The organism is Streptomyces meridianus (genome assembly GCF_023703325.1).
Taxonomy (GTDB): domain Bacteria; phylum Actinomycetota; class Actinomycetes; order Streptomycetales; family Streptomycetaceae; genus Streptomyces; species Streptomyces meridianus.
The window spans coordinates 12472-28988 of record NZ_JAMQGM010000053.1 but is presented as its reverse complement, the minus strand read 5'-3'; the positions used below and the strand labels follow the sequence as shown (position 1 = coordinate 28988).

The 16517-nt window shown below is 72.0% G+C and carries 16 protein-coding genes, 2 tRNA genes, 1 other RNA gene and 1 pseudogene; 12 read left to right on the top strand and 8 right to left on the bottom strand.

Features of this window, described 5'->3' with window-relative positions; all coding sequences use genetic code 11:
* Positions 1-1967 (bottom strand): DNA polymerase III subunit gamma and tau (locus M1E25_RS23035; protein WP_251418768.1); only part of this gene is annotated, 1967 nt, incomplete at its 3' end.
* A 132-nt stretch (positions 1968-2099) separates the two neighbouring features.
* Positions 2100-2194: signal recognition particle sRNA small type (ffs, locus tag M1E25_RS23030), an RNA gene on the bottom strand.
* Between the two features lie 131 nt (positions 2195-2325).
* Here ffs and M1E25_RS23025 point away from each other — a divergent pair.
* Positions 2326-2410: transfer RNA gene (locus M1E25_RS23025), tRNA-Ser, on the top strand.
* Positions 2411-3150: 740 nt separating this feature from the next.
* Here the strand turns inward: M1E25_RS23025 and M1E25_RS23020 are convergent.
* The 3 genes from M1E25_RS23020 to M1E25_RS23010 form a co-directional block, all read right to left on the bottom strand.
* Positions 3151-4452 carry a lanthionine synthetase LanC family protein gene (locus M1E25_RS23020; RefSeq protein ID WP_251418766.1) on the bottom strand — a complete coding sequence of 434 codons (1302 nt, stop codon included), beginning with the start codon at positions 4450-4452 and terminating at the stop codon, positions 3151-3153.
* Between the two features lie 204 nt (positions 4453-4656).
* Positions 4657-5307: a TMEM175 family protein gene (locus tag M1E25_RS23015; protein ID WP_251418764.1), complete on the bottom strand. Its 651-nt coding sequence runs from the start codon at positions 5305-5307 to the stop codon at positions 4657-4659.
* Between the two features lie 190 nt (positions 5308-5497).
* Positions 5498-7009 carry a cryptochrome/photolyase family protein gene (locus tag M1E25_RS23010; RefSeq protein WP_251418762.1) on the bottom strand — a complete coding sequence of 504 codons (1512 nt, stop codon included), beginning with the start codon at positions 7007-7009 and terminating at the stop codon, positions 5498-5500.
* 280 nt (positions 7010-7289) lie between these two features.
* Here M1E25_RS23010 and M1E25_RS23005 point away from each other — a divergent pair.
* From M1E25_RS23005 to M1E25_RS22995, 3 genes and pseudogenes are all read left to right on the top strand, one after another.
* Positions 7290-8781 (top strand): annotated as a pseudogene (locus M1E25_RS23005) (M28 family peptidase).
* 92 nt (positions 8782-8873) lie between these two features.
* A complete protein-coding gene (locus tag M1E25_RS23000) occupies positions 8874-9170 on the top strand; it encodes a type II toxin-antitoxin system VapB family antitoxin (protein WP_003955420.1) in 297 nt (98 codons plus the stop codon).
* Positions 9171-9267: 97 nt separating this feature from the next.
* Positions 9268-9900: a LytR C-terminal domain-containing protein gene (locus M1E25_RS22995; protein ID WP_251418759.1), complete on the top strand. Its 633-nt coding sequence runs from the start codon at positions 9268-9270 to the stop codon at positions 9898-9900.
* Positions 9901-10015: 115 nt separating this feature from the next.
* On the opposite strand, the gene upp is transcribed toward M1E25_RS22995, so the two are convergent.
* Positions 10016-10651 carry a uracil phosphoribosyltransferase gene (upp, locus tag M1E25_RS22990; RefSeq protein ID WP_251418757.1) on the bottom strand — a complete coding sequence of 212 codons (636 nt, stop codon included), beginning with the start codon at positions 10649-10651 and terminating at the stop codon, positions 10016-10018.
* Between the two features lie 191 nt (positions 10652-10842).
* Between upp and M1E25_RS22985 the strand changes: the two genes are divergently transcribed.
* The 4 genes from M1E25_RS22985 (at position 10843) to M1E25_RS22970 (ending at position 12466) form a co-directional block, all read left to right on the top strand.
* Positions 10843-11040, top strand: a complete 198-nt coding sequence (locus M1E25_RS22985; RefSeq protein ID WP_251418770.1) for a hypothetical protein — start codon at positions 10843-10845, stop codon at positions 11038-11040.
* 219 nt (positions 11041-11259) lie between these two features.
* Positions 11260-11775: a tRNA adenosine deaminase-associated protein gene (locus M1E25_RS22980; protein ID WP_251418755.1), complete on the top strand. Its 516-nt coding sequence runs from the start codon at positions 11260-11262 to the stop codon at positions 11773-11775.
* A 31-nt stretch (positions 11776-11806) separates the two neighbouring features.
* Complete coding sequence (gene tadA / locus M1E25_RS22975) at positions 11807-12328, top strand: tRNA adenosine(34) deaminase TadA (RefSeq protein ID WP_251418753.1); 522 nt, start codon at positions 11807-11809, stop codon at positions 12326-12328.
* A gap of 51 nt (positions 12329-12379) precedes the next feature.
* A tRNA-Ser gene (locus tag M1E25_RS22970) sits at positions 12380-12466 on the top strand.
* A 238-nt stretch (positions 12467-12704) separates the two neighbouring features.
* Here M1E25_RS22970 and M1E25_RS22965 read toward each other — a convergent pair.
* Positions 12705-13214, bottom strand: coding sequence for a hypothetical protein (locus tag M1E25_RS22965; RefSeq protein ID WP_251418751.1), 510 nt, complete (start codon positions 13212-13214; stop codon positions 12705-12707).
* Positions 13215-13457: 243 nt separating this feature from the next.
* On the opposite strand from M1E25_RS22965, the gene M1E25_RS22960 reads away from it, so the two are divergent.
* The 4 genes from M1E25_RS22960 (at position 13458) to M1E25_RS22945 (ending at position 15992) form a co-directional block, all read left to right on the top strand.
* A complete protein-coding gene (locus M1E25_RS22960) occupies positions 13458-13622 on the top strand; it encodes a hypothetical protein (protein WP_251418749.1) in 165 nt (54 codons plus the stop codon).
* A 35-nt stretch (positions 13623-13657) separates the two neighbouring features.
* The gene (locus tag M1E25_RS22955) at positions 13658-13951 is read left to right on the top strand and encodes a Dabb family protein (protein WP_251418747.1); all 294 of its coding nucleotides are present in this window, start codon (positions 13658-13660) and stop codon (positions 13949-13951) included.
* Between the two features lie 167 nt (positions 13952-14118).
* A complete protein-coding gene (locus M1E25_RS22950; RefSeq protein ID WP_251418745.1) occupies positions 14119-14970 on the top strand; it encodes an RNA polymerase sigma factor SigF in 852 nt (283 codons plus the stop codon).
* Positions 14971-15161: 191 nt separating this feature from the next.
* Positions 15162-15992: an RNA polymerase sigma factor SigF gene (locus M1E25_RS22945; RefSeq protein WP_251418743.1), complete on the top strand. Its 831-nt coding sequence runs from the start codon at positions 15162-15164 to the stop codon at positions 15990-15992.
* A gap of 134 nt (positions 15993-16126) precedes the next feature.
* Here M1E25_RS22945 and M1E25_RS22940 read toward each other — a convergent pair whose 3' ends face one another.
* The gene (locus M1E25_RS22940) at positions 16127-16324 is read right to left on the bottom strand and encodes a hypothetical protein (RefSeq protein WP_251418741.1); all 198 of its coding nucleotides are present in this window, start codon (positions 16322-16324) and stop codon (positions 16127-16129) included.
* Between the last annotated feature and the right edge of the window lie 193 nt (positions 16325-16517).

The window sequence follows — 16517 nt, the reverse complement described above, 5'->3', positions numbered from 1 at the left end:
GCAGGACCGGGCGAGGCAGGGGCGGCCGGCGGCGGGGGCGCGGCGGGAGAGCCGCCGGGGCCGGAGCCACCGGGGCCCGCGCCTCCGGACGGGTCCACCACTGCTTCGATCTTCCACTGGACACCGAGCGAGTCGTTCAGCGCCTGGCGCAGGACGTCCTCGCTGCCGCCGCCGACGAAGCTGTCACGGGCGCCGGCGTTGGAGAAACCGATCTGGAGGGTGGTTCCGTCGAACCCTGCGACCTGGGCGTTCTGGCTGAGGAGGATCCAGGTGAAGCGCCGCCGGTTCTTCACCGCCTCCAGGATGTCGGGCCACATCCGGCGTACCTGGGCCGCCCCCTGAGCCATGTCCGGGACCGCGCCGGGTCCGGCCGGTGCTGCGGGAGCCGCCGACTGCGCTGCGGGCGCCCCGGCCCGGGCGCTCGGTGCAGGCCCGGAGGGGGATGCGGCCGCACCGGCCGACGCGGCAGTCGGCCACGCCCCGGGCCGCGGGGCGGCTCCGCCCGCCGCGGAAGGGGCCCCCGTTGCGGAGGCCGGTCCGCTACCGCTGCCGGTGCCGGTGGGCCAGCCTCCGGGCCGACGCTGGCCGCCGGGCGGGGCCGTGACGGGCTCGGACGAGGCCGTGTCCGGACCCGGCTCCGGCGGGGCCTGCTGCGACGGGGGGGCCGCAGCGGGCGGAGGCTGAGCTGCGGCGGGCCGCGGCGATCCGGCGTCCAGCGGGGGACGGCCGGCGGCTGCGGCCCGGGCAGCGGCCGGGCCCTGCGACTGTGCGTCCCCGGGCGTCGCGGCGGGCTCCGCCGGCCGAAGCGCTGCGCCCCGCTCCAGGCGTTCGACGCGGGCCCGGAGGGAGCTTTCGTCGTCATAGGCGGCGGGGAGCAGCACGCGCGCGCAGATCAGCTCCAGCTGGAGCCGCGGGGACGTGGCGCCGCGCATTTCGGTCAGACCCGTGTTGACGAGGTCCGCGGCACGGCTGAGTTCGGCCGCGCCGAACACCGAGGCCTGGGCCTGCATGCGCTCGAGCACATCGACGGGAACGTCGAGCAGGCCCTTGTCCGCCGCGTCGGGAACCGCGGCGAGGATCACGAGGTCGCGGAGCCGCTCGAGGAGGTCGGCCACGAAGCGGCGCGGATCGTTTCCGCCCTCGATCACCCGGTCGACCACCTCGAAGGCGGCGCTGCCGTCGCCGGCCGCGAAGGCGTCGACGACCGCGTCGAGCAACGAGCCCTCGGTGTAGCCGAGGAGGGCCGTCGCCATGGCGTATGTCACACCGTCGTCGGCGGCGCCGGCCAGCAACTGGTCCATGACGGACATCGAGTCACGCACCGAGCCTCCGCCGGCCCGCACCACGAGGGGCAGAACGCCGTCCTCGACCGGGATCCGCTCGCGCTCGCACACGTCGGCGAGGTACTCGCGGAGCGTGCCGGGCGGGACCAGGCGGAAGGGGTAGTGGTGCGTACGCGAGCGGATCGTGCCGATGACCTTCTCGGGCTCGGTCGTCGCGAAGATGAACTTCAAATGCTCCGGCGGCTCTTCGACCACCTTCAGCAGGGCGTTGAAGCCCGCCGAGGTGACCATGTGGGCCTCGTCGATGATGTAGATCTTGTACCGGCTCGAGGCGGGACCGAAGAACGCCTTCTCGCGGAGCTCGCGGGCGTCGTCCACACCGCCGTGCGAGGCGGCGTCGATCTCGATGACGTCGATCGAGCCGGGTCCGTTGCGGGCGAGGTCGAGGCAGGAGTGGCACGTGCCGCAGGGGTCCGGAGTGGGACCTTGCTCACAGTTGAGGCAGCGGGCGAGGATGCGCGCGCTGGTCGTCTTGCCGCAGCCGCGCGGGCCGCTGAACAGATAGGCGTGGTTGACCCGGTTGTTGCGCAGCGCCTGCTGCAGCGGACCGGTCACGTGCTCCTGCCCGATGACCTCGGCGTAGGTATCGGGTCGGTAACGGCGGTACAGCGCGAGGGACGACACGCATACGACGATATCGGTGACCGCCGACAATCGGAGAAGCCGTCGTCCGGGGCCCGCGCACAGCGGGTACGGCACGGCGCCGCGGCCCGGGCGTCCTCCGCCGCGACGAGCGGGCCGCAAGGCCCGGGGAAGCAAAGGGCCCCCCACGCACCCGCCAGAGCCCACCTACCCTTGCTGCCTTCCGGCCCTGGGGGAGTTCAGCGAGATGGCGCCACGTGAGGGGCTGGGCCCCACCCTAGCGGATCCGCAGCAGTGCCGGGACCGGGGGAGGGTCCCCCGAGGGGTTCGGGAGGGTGTGGGGCCGACGGACGAGGGAGGGGTTCGCGAGCACTGCTTCGCGTCTTGTATTGTTTGCGGCGGAGGATTCGCCTAGTGGCCTAGGGCGCACGCTTGGAAAGCGTGTTGGGGGCAACCCCTCACGAGTTCGAATCTCGTATCCTCCGCCCAGCCTCACCGGGCTGAACGAAGGCCCCGACCGGGAAACCGGTCGGGGCCTTCGTCGTTGCGTGGTCTCAGTTCTGGTCTCAGTCGGGGCCGTCGACCGTTGAGGACGGCCCGGCCCTGCAGGACATGGTCGCGCTCTGCCCGTGCCGCCGCATCAGTTGGCCGCGGCCGGTGCCTCGGCGGATGAACATGCACGGCGACTTGACGCCCGACGCCGCCGGCGATTCTCCCGCCGCAGCGCGGCCGGTTCCCCGCGTTCGCTGCTGGTCGGATCGTCGCGCTCACCGGCGTCGACCTCGGCCTGGTTCACCTCCTGGTGGGAGGCTCGCGCACAGGTGGGTTCGGCTCGTTCCGTCGTCCTCTCGCGTCATCCCCTGGATGGCGAAGCCGAGGGCGGGGGCCAGGAGTCCAGCCGCGGCGGTCCACGGGCGCCGGGTGCCGGGATCCGGGAGCATGAGCAGGGTGGCCAGGCAGCCGAGGGAGACCGCCCAGGTCATCAGGACCGGCAGGGAGGCCGTCGTGAGCCGGCCCGCGCCGAGGACCAGGGGGCGGACACGGAGCTGAGGGTCGGTCCGGGCGGGAAGGGTGTGGCCCGCCTTGACGTGCGCTCGGCCACCGTGACCGGGACGGCGCCGGGCAACTGCCAACCGCCGTCACCGACCAGGTCGGCCTGGATGTCGCGGCCACGGCGCCGGCGGGGGTTCCGCAACAGCCCCTGGCAGGCACCCTCCCCGGTCGGTCACTGCACGACGCCGGCATCGGAGGGGCGGACCGTGGCCCGGGCGGGCACCTGGGGCTGGTCCGGCCAGGCGAACGCGTACCGGGGGTCTCCCCCGCGGCTCAACCGTACGAAACGCAGGAGTTCCCGGACGATGCCTGCGTTGCCCATCGCCCAGCCGGTGCACGGTTCGAGGTCGCCCGGGGTGGACCGGTGCTCGAAGTTGGACCAGCGGGCGCCGTCGGCATCCCGGACCACGCGGGCGGCGAGATCCGCGATGAGAACGCGGGCGAAGTCGTACGGGTCCCGCTGTTCGGCAATCCGGTCGCAGGCCAGGGCGAGGACGCCCGCGGTGCCGCAGCAGCGGCCGTGGTTGTCCCAGAAACCGGGGCGCAGCCGCTGGGGCAGGCCGGAGTTCGTGACCGTGTGCCAGCAGCGGTCGGCGAGGGCGGACCAGACGGGGTCGGCCGTGACGTCCCGCAGCAGCCGGAAGGCCTGGGCGTCGCCGGCCGGACCGTGGCACCAGCCGTAGCTGACGGGCTCGATCACGTCGGGGCGGTACTGCGGGGTGGAGTGCGGTACGAGGAAGCCCTCCGGCCCCGCTTCGTCGCGCGCCACGACGTCCGCGGCACCGGCCAGCGCGAGTTCGGCCAGGTCCGCACGGCCGGTGGCGCTGCCGACCCGGGCGAGCGCCAGGACGATGCCGAGCGTGCCGTGCGAGATGTGGTGCAGACGGGCGTCGGTGCCCGCGCGGTGCGCCCAGTGGACGCCCGCCGGGGTCTGCTCCGCGGTCCGCAGGTACGGCTCCACGGCGAGGACGGCCAGGTCGGCGTCGCCGGCCAGAAGCGCGCCGAGACCGATCCCGGCGTTGCCGCCCATCAGCTCGAACAGCGCGCCCCAGCGCGTCCCGTCGAAGCGCGACCGGACGAGTTCCAGCGCGCGGTCCGCGGCGGCGCCGGCTGCCGGGTCGCCGAGTTCGTCGTGAACGGTTCGCAGAACGACGGCCGTTCCGGTGCGGCCGAAGTAGAGGGAGTCGTCCTCGATGCCGTCGACCATGTCCGCGAGGCCGCGGGTCGCGCGCAGGGCGGTGTCGGCGTAGGAGTCGTCGCCGAAGTGTCGCCACGCCTCGAGGAGCACGGGGACGATCCCCGCCGTTCCGCTGTAGAGCATCGGGTCGATCTCGTCGTCCGAGGGCCTGGTCGTCCAGGCGAGACCTCCGCGGGCTGTTGCCCGTGCCGCCGCGGTCAGCCACCGCAGCCCGTCCACCGCGAGTTCCTCGACCTCGTCGACCGCCACGACTGTGACCTCAGATGATGCCGTCATGGGGCCAATCTCGCACGATCCTCCGGACCCGCCCAGAGGGCGTGGCGCCCTGGCGACGCGGGACGCGCGGCGTCCGTCAGTTCCCGCCCATGGTCGAAAACTTGACCTGCCGGACTGTTCGCGCCCGCGACTCCGATTCGGACGGCCCCGGTGGCCGCTCCCGCGGCCCCGACCGCACCCGGCCGGTCTTCGCAGCATGCCGGGTCACTCCGCCGTCCCCGACGCCCGCCCGCGCCGGACGTTGCGCCCCTTCCTCCCGATCGTGACCTTGAGCGGAAGGAGGACGAGCCAGAACCACTTCGCCACCGTGGGGGACACGAACGCCAGGGGCACGGCGAGCCCGAACACGACGACCGTCACCGCCAGATCGGCGCTGTCGAGACGTCGCGCCCGGAGGGACTTCCGCTCGGTGTCGTCCCCGAGGCGCCGGTGGACGGTGATCATCAGCGCCAGGTGGACGAGGTACTGCAGCGCGACGCTGCCGGAGTAGACGGCCACGGCCAGTGCTTCCGCGCTGTACTCGGCCAGCACCGAGGTGGGGAACGGCAGCAGGGCGATCAGGCCGAGCCCCAGCAGGGTGAGGGTGACGATCGCGGTGTCCACCTCGTTGACGGAGCCCAGGATCCGCCGGTGGTCGCGCCAGAGCTGCGCGATGACGCCGAAACTCAACGCGTAGGCCGCCAGGTTGGGAAGCGCCTCTCCCATCGCCTGGCGGAAGGCCGGTCCGTCGAGGCCGGGCGGTACGGACAGGTCGAGTACCAGCAGCGTCATCGCAATGGCGAAGACGCCGTCCGAGAGAGCCGTCAGCCGCTCGACGCCGCCGCCTTCCGCGGCGAGCACTGGTCCACGTTCCACCTCCGGAACGTTAGGCGGGCCCACGGGCCCTCCGGGCCCGAACGCGCCGCAGCAGCGTCGAACGCGCCACGAACCGACGCGTCCGCCGGCGCGGTCGCGCCGTCCCGCTCTCCCGCTCTGCCGGTCTCACCGGCCGGCCCGGTTCCTGCGGCCACCGCCGCGTCCGGCCCTGTCCGCCCGCGCCCACGGCTCAGGGCGGGCCGTCCCCGCGGCGGGCCTGCGCGTCGAGCAGCTCGGGCAGGTCCGGCAGGCGGTCGAGACCGCGCACCGCCCGCACCATGCGGTGATTGCCCGCCAGCCGTTCGCGATGCCGGTGCAGAAACGCCCAGTACCCGGCCGTGTAGGGGCAGGCGTGCTCGCCGACCCGCTCGGTGGGCCGGTACGCGCACGGGCCGCACAGATCGCTCATCCGGTTGATGTAGGCGCCGCCCGACGTGTACGGCTTGGTCGTCATGACCCCGCCGTCCGCGTACTGGGACATGCCGACGACGTTCGGCAGCATCACCCAGTCGTAGCCGTCGACGAAGCAGCGGTGGAACCAGTCGGTGACCTCGGCCGGGTCCCAGCCGTCCTGCAGGGCGCGGCTGCCGAGGACCATCAGCCGCGGAATGTGGTGTGTCCAGCCGGTGTCGCGGACCTGCTCGAGAACGGTCGCCAGGCACCGGGCGGTGACCACGTCCGCGTTCAGTTCCAGGAACCAGCCGGGCAGCCGTTCCCTGTGCCGCAGGGCATTGCGGTGGCGGTAGTCCTCGCCGAAGTGCCAGTAGAGGTGCCACACGTACTCGCGCCACCCGGCGATCTGGCGGACGAAGCCCTCCACGCTGTTCAGCGGCGCGACGCCGTCCCGCCACGCCTGTTCCGCCCGCTCGGCGCACTCGGCGGGATGCAGGAGCCCGAGGTTGAGGGGGACCGAGAGCAGACTGTGGCTCATCGACGGGTCGGCCGCGAGCATCGCGTCCTCGTACCGCCCGAAGTCCGGGAGCCGGTGGGCGACGAACCGTTTCAGTGCCGCCAGCGCCTGACGTCGGGTCACCGGGAACCGGCGGGGGCCGTCCCGTCCGACGAACGAGACCGACCCTTCGCGTTCCCAGCGGTCGAGGTCGCGGCGGACCTCGTCGTCGATCGCGTCCTCGGCCGCGCTCCACGGTCCTGGGAGGTCGAGGGTCTGCGCCCCGCGCGGCGGGGGCTCCCGGTTCTCGGCGTCGAGGTTCCAGCGCCCGCCGGCCGGACCGTCGCCGTCCATCAGCAGGTCATGGCTCCGGCGCACCCAGCGGTAGAAGTCCTCGAGCCGCGTCCGCCGCCCGTTCGTCCCCTCGGCCCACGCGGCGAACTCGTCGTGCGGGACGAGGAATCCACGGGCGGGCAGGACGTCCACCCGGCCCAGCGACTCGACGAACCCCAGGGCGCGCCGGGAGGTGGGGTGGAAGCACGTCAGCCGGCCGTTGTCGCCCACGGCCTCGCGCAGGCCCTCCCGGTAGGTGTCCGCCCTGACGTAGACCACGCGGTCACCGAGTTCCGCCGCCCGGTGGCGCATCGCCGAGAGCACGAGGTGGGCCTTGGCGCGGTGGAAGCGCCTGCGGCGCAGCACCGACCGGGCCTCGATCATGACGAGCGGCGCCCCGGAATCCGGGCCGCCGTGGCGCGGGTCGATGAAGTGGGGCCCCAGCTGGTCCCCGAAGAGCCAGTGCGGACGGGGTGTCATGTCACGTTTCCTCCCGGGGAGTTGCAGCGCGGGCGAACCCGGCGTCCCGCGTCCGTCGTGTCCGCCGGTACCGACCACGCTAGAGGGGCACGCGGGCGTACGTTCCGCGCCTCGGCGGGCTTGCGGCGGTCGGGCCGCATGCCGCATCCGGCGGCGTTTGACGGGGCCCGTCAGAGGCCATGGATGGCACGCACCCGCCTAGCGCTGCCCCCCCTTCATCCGCCCCGGCGTCCCGCTGCTCACCGGCGCGCTCGCCCTGCCGCACGCGACAAGGAGTTCCGTGGCCCCACGATCCCTCCGCCGCGCGGCCGTCGTGCCGGCCGCGGCAGCGCTCGCAGCCCCGCCCCTGTTCGCAGCCGCTGTGGCGAGGGCGGGCCCGGGCCACGGCCTCCAGGGCGGGAAGGGCGCCGCGCTCGCCGCGGAACTGGTCCGGGACTCCTCAGCGGCCGGCGCCCGTGAGCACCTGCGCCGCTTCCAGGCCTTCGCGGACGCGGGTCGCGGCGACCGCGCTGCCGGGACTCCGGGATACGACGCCTCCGCCGCGTACGTCCGCGGGCGCCTTGAGCGTGCCGGGTACCGCGTCCGGTACGAACCGTTCGCATTCACCTACACCGAGCCGCTGGCTCAGCGGTTCGCGGTCGTCTCGCCGCAACCCCGCCCCCTCACGGTCTCGGCGATGACCCACACCCCGAGCACCCCGGTGGGCGGGACGACGGCGCCCCTCGCGGCGGTGCCGGTGGACGACACCCCGGGCTGTACCGGCAGTGACTACGCCGGGCGGGTCTTCGCCGGGAGGATCGCCCTGGTCAAGCGGGGCGGCTGCTCCTTCGCTGCCAAGCAGGCGGCCGCCGCGGATGCCGGGGCGGTCGGCGCGATCATCTGGAACGACGGCCGGGGTGTGCTCACGGGCACCCTCGGCGACGTGGCCTCCGGCCGCATCCCCACCGGCGGGGTCGCGTCGGCCGACGGCGAGGCGCTGCTGGCGGCGGTCGCGCACGGGGAGGTGGTCGTCTCGCTGGAGCTCCGCGAGTTCCGGGAGCGCCGGGTCACGCGCAACGTCATCGCCGAGACGCCCGGCGGCGATCCTGCCCGGACGGTGGTGCTCGGCGCCCATCTCGACTCGGTCGTCGGCAGCCCGGGGGTGAACGACAACGGCTCGGGATCGGCGGGTCTGCTCGAGGTGGCTCTGCGCCTGGCCGCGAGCCGCGCGAAGCCCGCGAACCGGATCCGGTTCGCCTGGTGGTCGGGGGGAGGAGGCCGGTCTGCTCGGGTCGGGCGCCCACGTCAGAAGAATCGGTGCCGCGGGCGGCCATCTGCCGGTCCTTTACCTGAACTTCGACATGATCGCATCCCCGAATCCCGGCCGGTTCGTCTACGACGGGGACGACTCGGACGCCGTCGGCGCAGGCCCCGGCCCGGCAGCTTCCGCCGCGCTCGAGCGGCACCTCACCGGTTTCCTCGACCGGACCGGTGAGCCGCACCGCGGCACCGACTTCGACGGCCGCTCCGACTACGGGCCGTTCATCGCCGCCGGGGTCCCTGCGGGCGGAACCCACACCGGGTCCGACGGCATCAAGACCGCGGGGGAGGCTGCACTGTTCGGCGGCCGGGCCGGCCTGCCCTACGCGCCCTGCTACCACGTGGCCTGCGACGACCTCTCCGGGATCGACATGCGGTCGCTGGACCTCAGCATCGACGTGATCGCGGACGCGGTGGGCACCTACGCCTACGAACTGCCGTCGGCCGTGACCGCGCCGGGGTCCGTCTCCTGAACCCCTCACAGCCGGAGCGGCGGTGCACACCCCTGGCAGCCGGTCCGGCTCCTTGGCTGCGCACGGAGCGTCGGGACCGGTAGGCTTTCCGTGTGATCTTCAAGCGCATCGGAAACGGGCGGCCGTACCCCGACCACGGCCGGGAGAGCACCCGCCAGTGGGCGGACGTCGCTCCACGCCCGGTACGCCTCGACCAGTTGGTCACGACCAAAGGCCAGCTGGACCTCGAGACCCTGCTGGCGGAGGACTCCACGTTCTACGGGGACCTGTTCGCGCACGTCGTGAAGTGGCAGGGCGACCTCTATCTCGAGGACGGGCTGCACCGGGCCGTGCGGGCGGCGCTGCAGCAGCGCCAGGTCCTCCACGCCCGGGTCCTCGAGCTCGGCTGACCCGTTCGGGCTGCCGTTTGCCCCTTTTGGGGTGGACCATCGGCCGTTCATTGATCATTTAGTAGGCACGGGCAGCACTCCGCATTACGCTGCGGCCATGAGCATGCTGACTCCCCCGGGCATGGGCGGAAAGTACCGCATCACCGGTGACCGGTACCCGCGCATGCGCCGCCCGCGCAACCGCCGCCGGATCATGGTCGCGGCCCTCGGTGCCGTCACGGCGCTTGCGCTGCTCGGTTGGGGGACGGTCCAGCTCGTCGACGTCTTCACCGGGGGCGGCAAGGCCAGCGCGGCGGGACGCAAAGCGGACTGCAAGCCCCGTCCGGCCGCGACGGTTTCGCCCGTGGCGCTGCCGAAGCCATCGGCGATCACGGTGAACGTCTACAACGCGACACCGCGCAGCGGGCTCGCCAAGAAGACCGCCGACGAGCTGAAGAAGCGCGGCTTCAAGATCGGCAAGATCGGCAACGCCCCGGCCGAGTACGACAAGAAGGTAAAGGCCAGCGGACTGCTGCTGGGAGCTGAGGCGGAGGCCGAGGACCCCCGCTTCCGCATGCTCGGTCTCCAGCTCGCGGGTGCCGCCGTGAAGTCCGACGACCGCAGGGGCAAGGACGTCGACCTGATCATCGGCAGCGGCTTCAAGAAGCTGGTCTCGCAGAAGGACGTCGACCGGGCGGTCGACGCCCTCGCACACCCTGCCCCGTCGCCGAAGGCGTCCGCCGCCTGCTGAACCGCCACCCGCCGCGTTCCGGCTTCCTGGGGGTGGCCGAAGCTGCCCGGAAGAAAACGCTCCGCCCCGGGGACGAGACCCCGGGGCGGTGGGAGAGCGGATCAGGCGGATGCGGTCACTGGACGGTGCCGTACATCCGGTCGCCGGCGTCGCCGAGGCCCGGAACGATGTACCCGTTCTCGTTGAGGCGCTCGTCCACCGAGGCCGTCACCACGGTCACGGGTGCCCCGGCCAGTTCGCGCTTCATGATCTCGACGCCCTCGGGCGCCGCCAGCAGGCAGATCGCCGTCACGTCGTCGGCGCCGCGCGAGATCAGCTCGTTGATCGCGGCCACCAGCGTCCCGCCGGTCGCCAGCATCGGGTCGAGCACGTACACCTGGCGTCCGGAGAGGTCGTCCGGCATGCGCGTCGCGTAGGTGGACGCCTGGAGCGTCTCCTCGTCGCGGATCATGCCGAGGAAGCCCACCTCCGCCGTGGGGAGCAGTCGCACCATGCCGTCGAGCATGCCCAGGCCGGCCCGGAGGATGGGCACCACCAGGGGCCGCGGGTGGGAGAGCCGCACCCCGGTCGTTCCGGTCACCGGGGTGGTGATGTCGACCTGTTCGGTCCGCACATCACGCGTGGCCTCGTAGGCGAGCAGGGTCACCAGCTCGTCGGCGAGCCGCCGGAACGTGGGGGAGTCGGTGCGCCGGTCGCGCAGTGTGGTGAGTTTGTGGGCGACCAGAGGGTGGTCGACGACGTGGATCCGCATGCGGACGACACTATCCGAGGCCATCCGCACCCCGGGCCGCCGTTCGCGGGGCGTTCCGGCCCCGCAGGCCGGGGCGGGGGCGGCATCTGTCCCCGCATCCGGGGAAAGTGGGCATACGTCCCCGGCGCACGGCAACGGAAGGGTGGCAGGGCCGCCCGCGCCGCGCAGCCGGCCTCGAGGGAGGTGGGGCGATGCCGGACCGGGAGCGGGACCGGGCCGCGGCCGGAACGGAGAACACCCGGGAGGCCGCGATGGAGCGGCGCCGCCGACGCGCCCAGTTCCTCCGCGAACTCAACGAGGCAAAAGAGTTGCGCGACCGGGTGCAGCCGCGACGGGCTCGCGCCGCCCGAATGCGTCAGGAGATGCGGATGCGGACCTTCCGCTGGTAGCAGCGGGAACACGCCGTGCGCCGCGCTGCCCGGGCCGGGCGTCACCCGTGGGGGGCATCGCCCGCACAGCGGACTGAGCGCCCAACTGCTCCACGACGCACACGCGGAAGACCTCTCTTCGGGCCCGGGTTTCTGCCACGATGCCGATGAGACGGGTGCAGCGAGGCAGGCTGTCCCCCTCGGACCCGCTATACGCCTCTGATCAGTGGGAGAGTCACGGTGTACTTCGCCGCACTGCTCGCGCGCACCGAAGACGGGTGGGAAGCGAGCGACACAGAGCTCGACGACGTGGAGACCCTGGACGACCTGGCGGACCTCGCCCGCGAGGCGTCGGACGACGACGACACGGTTCTGGCGTACATCGAGCAGGAGGATTCCTGGTTCGGTGTCGTCCGGGTGGACGGCGAGGAGGATCCCCGCATCTACGTGTCGGATGCCACCGCCGCCTCCCGCAGCTCCTACGGAGAGATCCTGCTCACGGACGAGCTGCTCGGCCGTGACCCCGACGAGGACCTGGACATGCTCGTCGATCTCGACGGAACCGAGGAGGGCGAGCCCGAGCCGGCCGCCGTCCCGGAGGAGGACGAGTCGGTGCCCCCGGGGCCGATCGGGGAGGCGGGGATCCTGAGCGATCTCGGCGTCTCCGAGGCGCAGCTGCTGACGTTGCGGAGCGACGCGCTGAGCGTGATCGCCGAGGCGCTGGGCTGCGGGGACGTCCTGGAGGGAGCCCGCTGAGGAGCGTCCGGACAGGACCGACACTGGCCCCATGGACACGTCGCACTCCCTGCCGTCCGGCCCGCCGGTGAGTTCCGCCACGCCCCCCGATCCCGTCCGCGACCGCTGGCGTGAGCCGATGCGGCTGGCGCTGGCGGAGGCCGTGCTCGCACCGGAGACGGGGGACGTACCGGTGGGCGCCGTCGTCCTCGATGCCGACGGGGCCGTGATCGGACGGGGCCGCAACGAGCGGGAGGCGACCGGCGATCCGACCGCGCACGCAGAGGTGCTGGCCATCCGTGAGGCGGCCCGGGCGACCGGCGAGTGGCGGTTGGCGGGCTGCACGCTCGTGGTGACGCTCGAGCCGTGCACGATGTGCGCCGGGGCGATCGTGCTGTCGCGGCTGGAGCGCGTGGTCTACGGGGCGGTCGACGAGAAGGCCGGTGCCGTCGGTTCGCTGTGGGACGTCGTGCGGGACCGGAGGCTCAACCACCGGCCCGAGGTCGTCCTCGGGGTGCTGGCGGGTGAGTGCGGTGACCTGCTGACGAGCTTCTTCCGGGGGCGTCCCGCCTGATCGTCGGGAACCGATTTCGGACCACGGCCCCCGTCCGCTAAGCTTCCTCTCGGTAGCGTGTCCGAGCGGCCGAAGGAGCGCGCCTCGAAAGCGCGTGAGGGTTCACGCCCTCCGTGGGTTCAAATCCCACCGCTACCGCTCTCGACGAAGGGCCCGGTTCACACGAACCGGGCCCTTCGTCGTCGCCCGACCTCGTCACCGGCCCGATTCCGGTCTCCGCGGGCGTCCGGGCCGGAACCGATGCGTCCGTCCACGTCGCTCGACCGGCGGCGAAGGATGACCCCGACACATCGTCAGGAGCAGCTGAGGCGTGTTGTGAAAGTCCCGTCCCGCTCGCGGCGCCCCAGGGGTGGACGACGCTACTTCACAACACGCCTTAGTCGACCGAGCTCTTGAGGGCGACCAGGATCAGCCCCAGGCAGCCGGCGAGCGTCGCTGCGAGCACGACCGAGCGACCACGGAGCCCGCCCCGGCGGGCGCTGACCGCGCCGAAGCAGGCGAGCAGCACGACGGTGAACCACACCGCGATCCCCAGGGCCACGATGGGGGTGGCCCGGCAGAGCAGGGCCACCCCCATCACGGCCAGCGGTGACAGCGCCGCCCGTACGATCGCGCCCTGACCGCGCATCGTGGACCACAGCCGCCGCCACGAGAAGACCCGGCCCTCCGTGGCGTGGACGAGCTCCTCGGCGTACACATGGGCGAGCCAGTAGACCACCACCGTGGCGACGACGCCGACGGCCACATCACCGGTCTCCACCGGAGGGTCCGAGTAGGCGGACATGACGGCGCCGGTGATGACCGTGCCGTAGACCGCCTGAGCAGGGTGGTCCAGGGGCAGCATCAGCCACCGCCCCAGCCACGCCCACCACTCCCGCACCCGCATGGCACCCATCCTCCCGGCCGCGGTCCGGAAGTGCGGGAGCGACGCACGCAGCGGCCGGGCAGAAGGCCCGGCCACCGAGCGGACCCGCCGTCGGGCCGGGCTCTCGCCGAACGGTCGGCGGGACGACGGCGTCTCGGGGATCTTTGACGTCTCCCCCCATCCAATTCGTCAGTTCGTATGGATAGACTCACGCGTCCGTACGGGGGCAGGCAGTCGAGACACCCGCAGGGAAGGCAGCACGGTATGGCCCAGGCGAAGAAGGTCGCGGCTTACATGGCCATCGTCTTCGTGCTGTACACGATCATCACGTCCCCGAAACGATCGGCGGAGCTGGTCCAGGTAGGCTTCGAGGGCATATCCAGCGCCGCCCAGGGTGTCGGCGAGTTCATGACCCAGTTGATCTACTGACGGCGGCCGACCCCTGTTCTCCGGGAGGGCTCCGCATGATCCGTCACATCGTCCTCTTCAAGCTCAACGAGGGTGTACGGCGCGATGAGGCACGGGTCGTGCAGGGAGTGGCGGCCTTCGAGGAGCTCGGCGACATCGTCCCGGAGCTCCTGTCGTGGGAGTGCGCCTGGAACATCAGCGACCGTCCGATCGCCCACGACTACGCGATCTGCTCGTCCGTGGCCGACCAGGACGCGCTGCAGCGCTACCTCGACCATCCCGCTCACCAGGCGGGCGTGACACAGTGGCGCGAGTTCGCCACCTGGGTGATCGCGGACTACGAGATCTGAGGTCTTGCGTCTTCCCCCGGCGCCCGGCACCAGGGACAGTTCCCGCGCAGAGCCCGTCGACGCCCCAACTTACCGCCCAACACGGACTTATACGGTGCTTGCACACAGTGCACATGTCTTGTGATGCTATGACCGCTTTTGCCGGATGAGTGGAACTGTAAAGGGGCGTGACCGTGTCGGCCCGTACAACGCCCGGAGCGCCACCGCAGAGCGACGGCGACACTGCCGAGGCCGGTGCCGCCACCGCACGCGAGCGCCGGGGCGCCGACACCAGGGCGCTGACCCAGGTGCTCTTCAAGGAGCTCGCCGGACTCGACGCCGGCACCCCCGAGCACTCCCGTGTCCGGGAGGCGCTGATCGAGGCGAACCTGCCCCTGGTGAGGTACGCAGCGGCCCGTTTCCGCAGTCGCAACGAACCGATGGAGGACGTCGTCCAGGTCGGCACCATCGGCCTCATCAACGCGATCGACCGGTTCGACCCGGAACGCGGCGTGCAGTTCCCCACCTTCGCCATGCCGACCGTCGTCGGGGAGATCAAGCGCTACTTCCGGGACAACGTGCGGACCGTGCACGTGCCGCGCCGTCTCCACGAGCTCTGGGTGCAGGTGAACGGCGCGACCGAGGACCTGACCGTCCTGCACGGACGCTCACCCACCACGGCCGAGATCGCCGAGCGCCTGCAGATCCCCGAGGAGGAGGTTCTGGCCTGCATCGAGGCCGGCCGTTCGTACCACGCGACCTCCCTCGAGGCCGCCCAGGAGGGAGACGGCCTCCCGGGACTGCTGGACCGGCTCGGGTACGAGGACCCCGCGCTGGCCGGAGTGGAACACCGCGACCTCGTGCGGCACCTGCTCGTGCAACTGCCCGAGCGTGAACAGCGGATCCTCCTGCTGCGGTACTACAGCAACCTGACACAGTCCCAGATCAGCGCTGAACTGGGTGTTTCACAGATGCACGTCTCCCGTCTGCTGTCCCGCAGCTTCGCCCGGCTGAGATCCGCAAACAGGATCGAGACGTAACCGGATCGAGCGACCTCCGCCGCCCATTTCCCGCCCAGATATGTCGACTTGGCGCTACAGCGCGTTGCCGACATGTGACATTCTGCTGGAACTGCGTTTGCCGCGGCGCAACCGCCGGTATTCAGGTGGAGGCTGCTGTTTTCCTCGAACGAGGAGCCGCTGCGACCCGTCCGCGACCTCAAGGGGGTGGCATGTCCCTAGAACTGGACAGCTCGAAGGTGCTCAACCAGGACGCACCGACCGCGCTCCACCACAGCGACACCATCGACACGCGCACCCTCTCCCGATCGCTCTTCCTGCGGCTCGCCGCCCTCGACCAGGACAGCCCGGAGCGCGGCTACGTCCGCGACACGCTCATCGAACTGAACCTCCCTCTGGTGCGGTACGCGGCGGCCCGCTTCCGCAGCCGCAACGAACCGATGGAGGACATCGTCCAGGTCGGTACGATCGGCCTGATCAAGGCGATCGACCGGTTCGACTGCGAACGCGGCGTGGAGTTCCCGACCTTCGCGATGCCGACGGTCGTCGGGGAGATCAAGCGCTTCTTCCGGGACACCAGTTGGTCGGTGCGGGTACCGCGCCGGCTGCAGGAACTCCGGCTGGCACTGACCAAGGCGAGCGACGAACTCGCCCAGAAGCTGGACCGGTCGCCGACGGTGTCCGAACTCGCCGCCTGCCTGGGCGTATCCGAGGAGGACGTGGTCGACGGGCTTGCCGTCGGCAACGCCTACACCGCCAGCTCGCTCGACTCCCCCTCACCCGAGGAGGAGAGCGGTGAGGGCTCGCTCGCGGACCGGCTGGGATACGAGGACGCAGCACTGGAGGGAGTGGAGTACCGCGAGTCCCTCAAGCCGCTGCTCGCCAAACTCCCGCCCCGGGAACGGCAGATCATCATGCTCCGATTCTTCGCGAACATGACGCAGTCCCAGATCGGCGAGGAGGTCGGCATCTCCCAGATGCACGTCTCCCGCCTGCTCACGCGCACGCTGGCCCAGCTGCGCGAGGGGCTCGTCACGGACTGACGCCGGCCGGCGCGCCGGCACAACGGCGGACCGCCCGGAAGCACGAGGGCCGGTGGGCCGGACAGCCTCGAGCTGCTGTCCGGCCCACCGGCCCTCGTCGGCTGCGCGGCAGGCCCGGCGCACGCGCCCTCGGATCAGCCCATCGCCACCCAGGCGACAGCGGCGACGACCGCCGCCGCCGCGACGACGATGCCGATGACGAGGCCCGCACGCGAGCCGGACCGCTCGGCGGGGGCCCCGAACGACTCGCTCTCGTCGACGAAGGCCCGGAACATCTGGGTGCTGCCCGCCTGGTCGTGCTGACCGGCGGGGTTGGGGGGGTTGTTAGCCATGGGCCAGGACCCTAGCGAACCGCCACAGGGCTCCCAACCCCTGGGCGACGGCCCGCGCACCGCGCCCCCATCCTTCACGACAACCACCCAGCACCCCCACGTTGCGCGCGCATCGGGTCGTTCGGTGACGACGCCGGAGGACCTCGGACGTTCAGCTCCGTCCGCACGCGGCCGGCACTTTCGTTTGCCTTCA

Coding starts and splice junctions, on each gene's coding strand:
- M1E25_RS23020 (WP_251418766.1), bottom strand. CDS start 4,452: ATGACGGCATCATCTGAGGTCACAGTCGTGGCGGTCGACGAGGTCGAG.
- M1E25_RS23010 (WP_251418762.1), bottom strand. CDS start 7,009: ATGACACCCCGTCCGCACTGGCTCTTCGGGGACCAGCTGGGGCCCCAC.
- M1E25_RS22995 (WP_251418759.1), top strand. CDS start 9,268: ATGAGCATGCTGACTCCCCCGGGCATGGGCGGAAAGTACCGCATCACC.
- upp (WP_251418757.1), bottom strand. CDS start 10,651: ATGCGGATCCACGTCGTCGACCACCCTCTGGTCGCCCACAAACTCACC.
- M1E25_RS22985 (WP_251418770.1), top strand. CDS start 10,843: ATGCCGGACCGGGAGCGGGACCGGGCCGCGGCCGGAACGGAGAACACC.
- tadA (WP_251418753.1), top strand. CDS start 11,807: ATGGACACGTCGCACTCCCTGCCGTCCGGCCCGCCGGTGAGTTCCGCC.
- M1E25_RS22965 (WP_251418751.1), bottom strand. CDS start 13,214: ATGCGGGTGCGGGAGTGGTGGGCGTGGCTGGGGCGGTGGCTGATGCTG.
- M1E25_RS22960 (WP_251418749.1), top strand. CDS start 13,458: ATGGCCCAGGCGAAGAAGGTCGCGGCTTACATGGCCATCGTCTTCGTG.
- M1E25_RS22955 (WP_251418747.1), top strand. CDS start 13,658: ATGATCCGTCACATCGTCCTCTTCAAGCTCAACGAGGGTGTACGGCGC.
- M1E25_RS22945 (WP_251418743.1), top strand. CDS start 15,162: ATGTCCCTAGAACTGGACAGCTCGAAGGTGCTCAACCAGGACGCACCG.
- M1E25_RS22940 (WP_251418741.1), bottom strand. CDS start 16,324: ATGGCTAACAACCCCCCCAACCCCGCCGGTCAGCACGACCAGGCGGGC.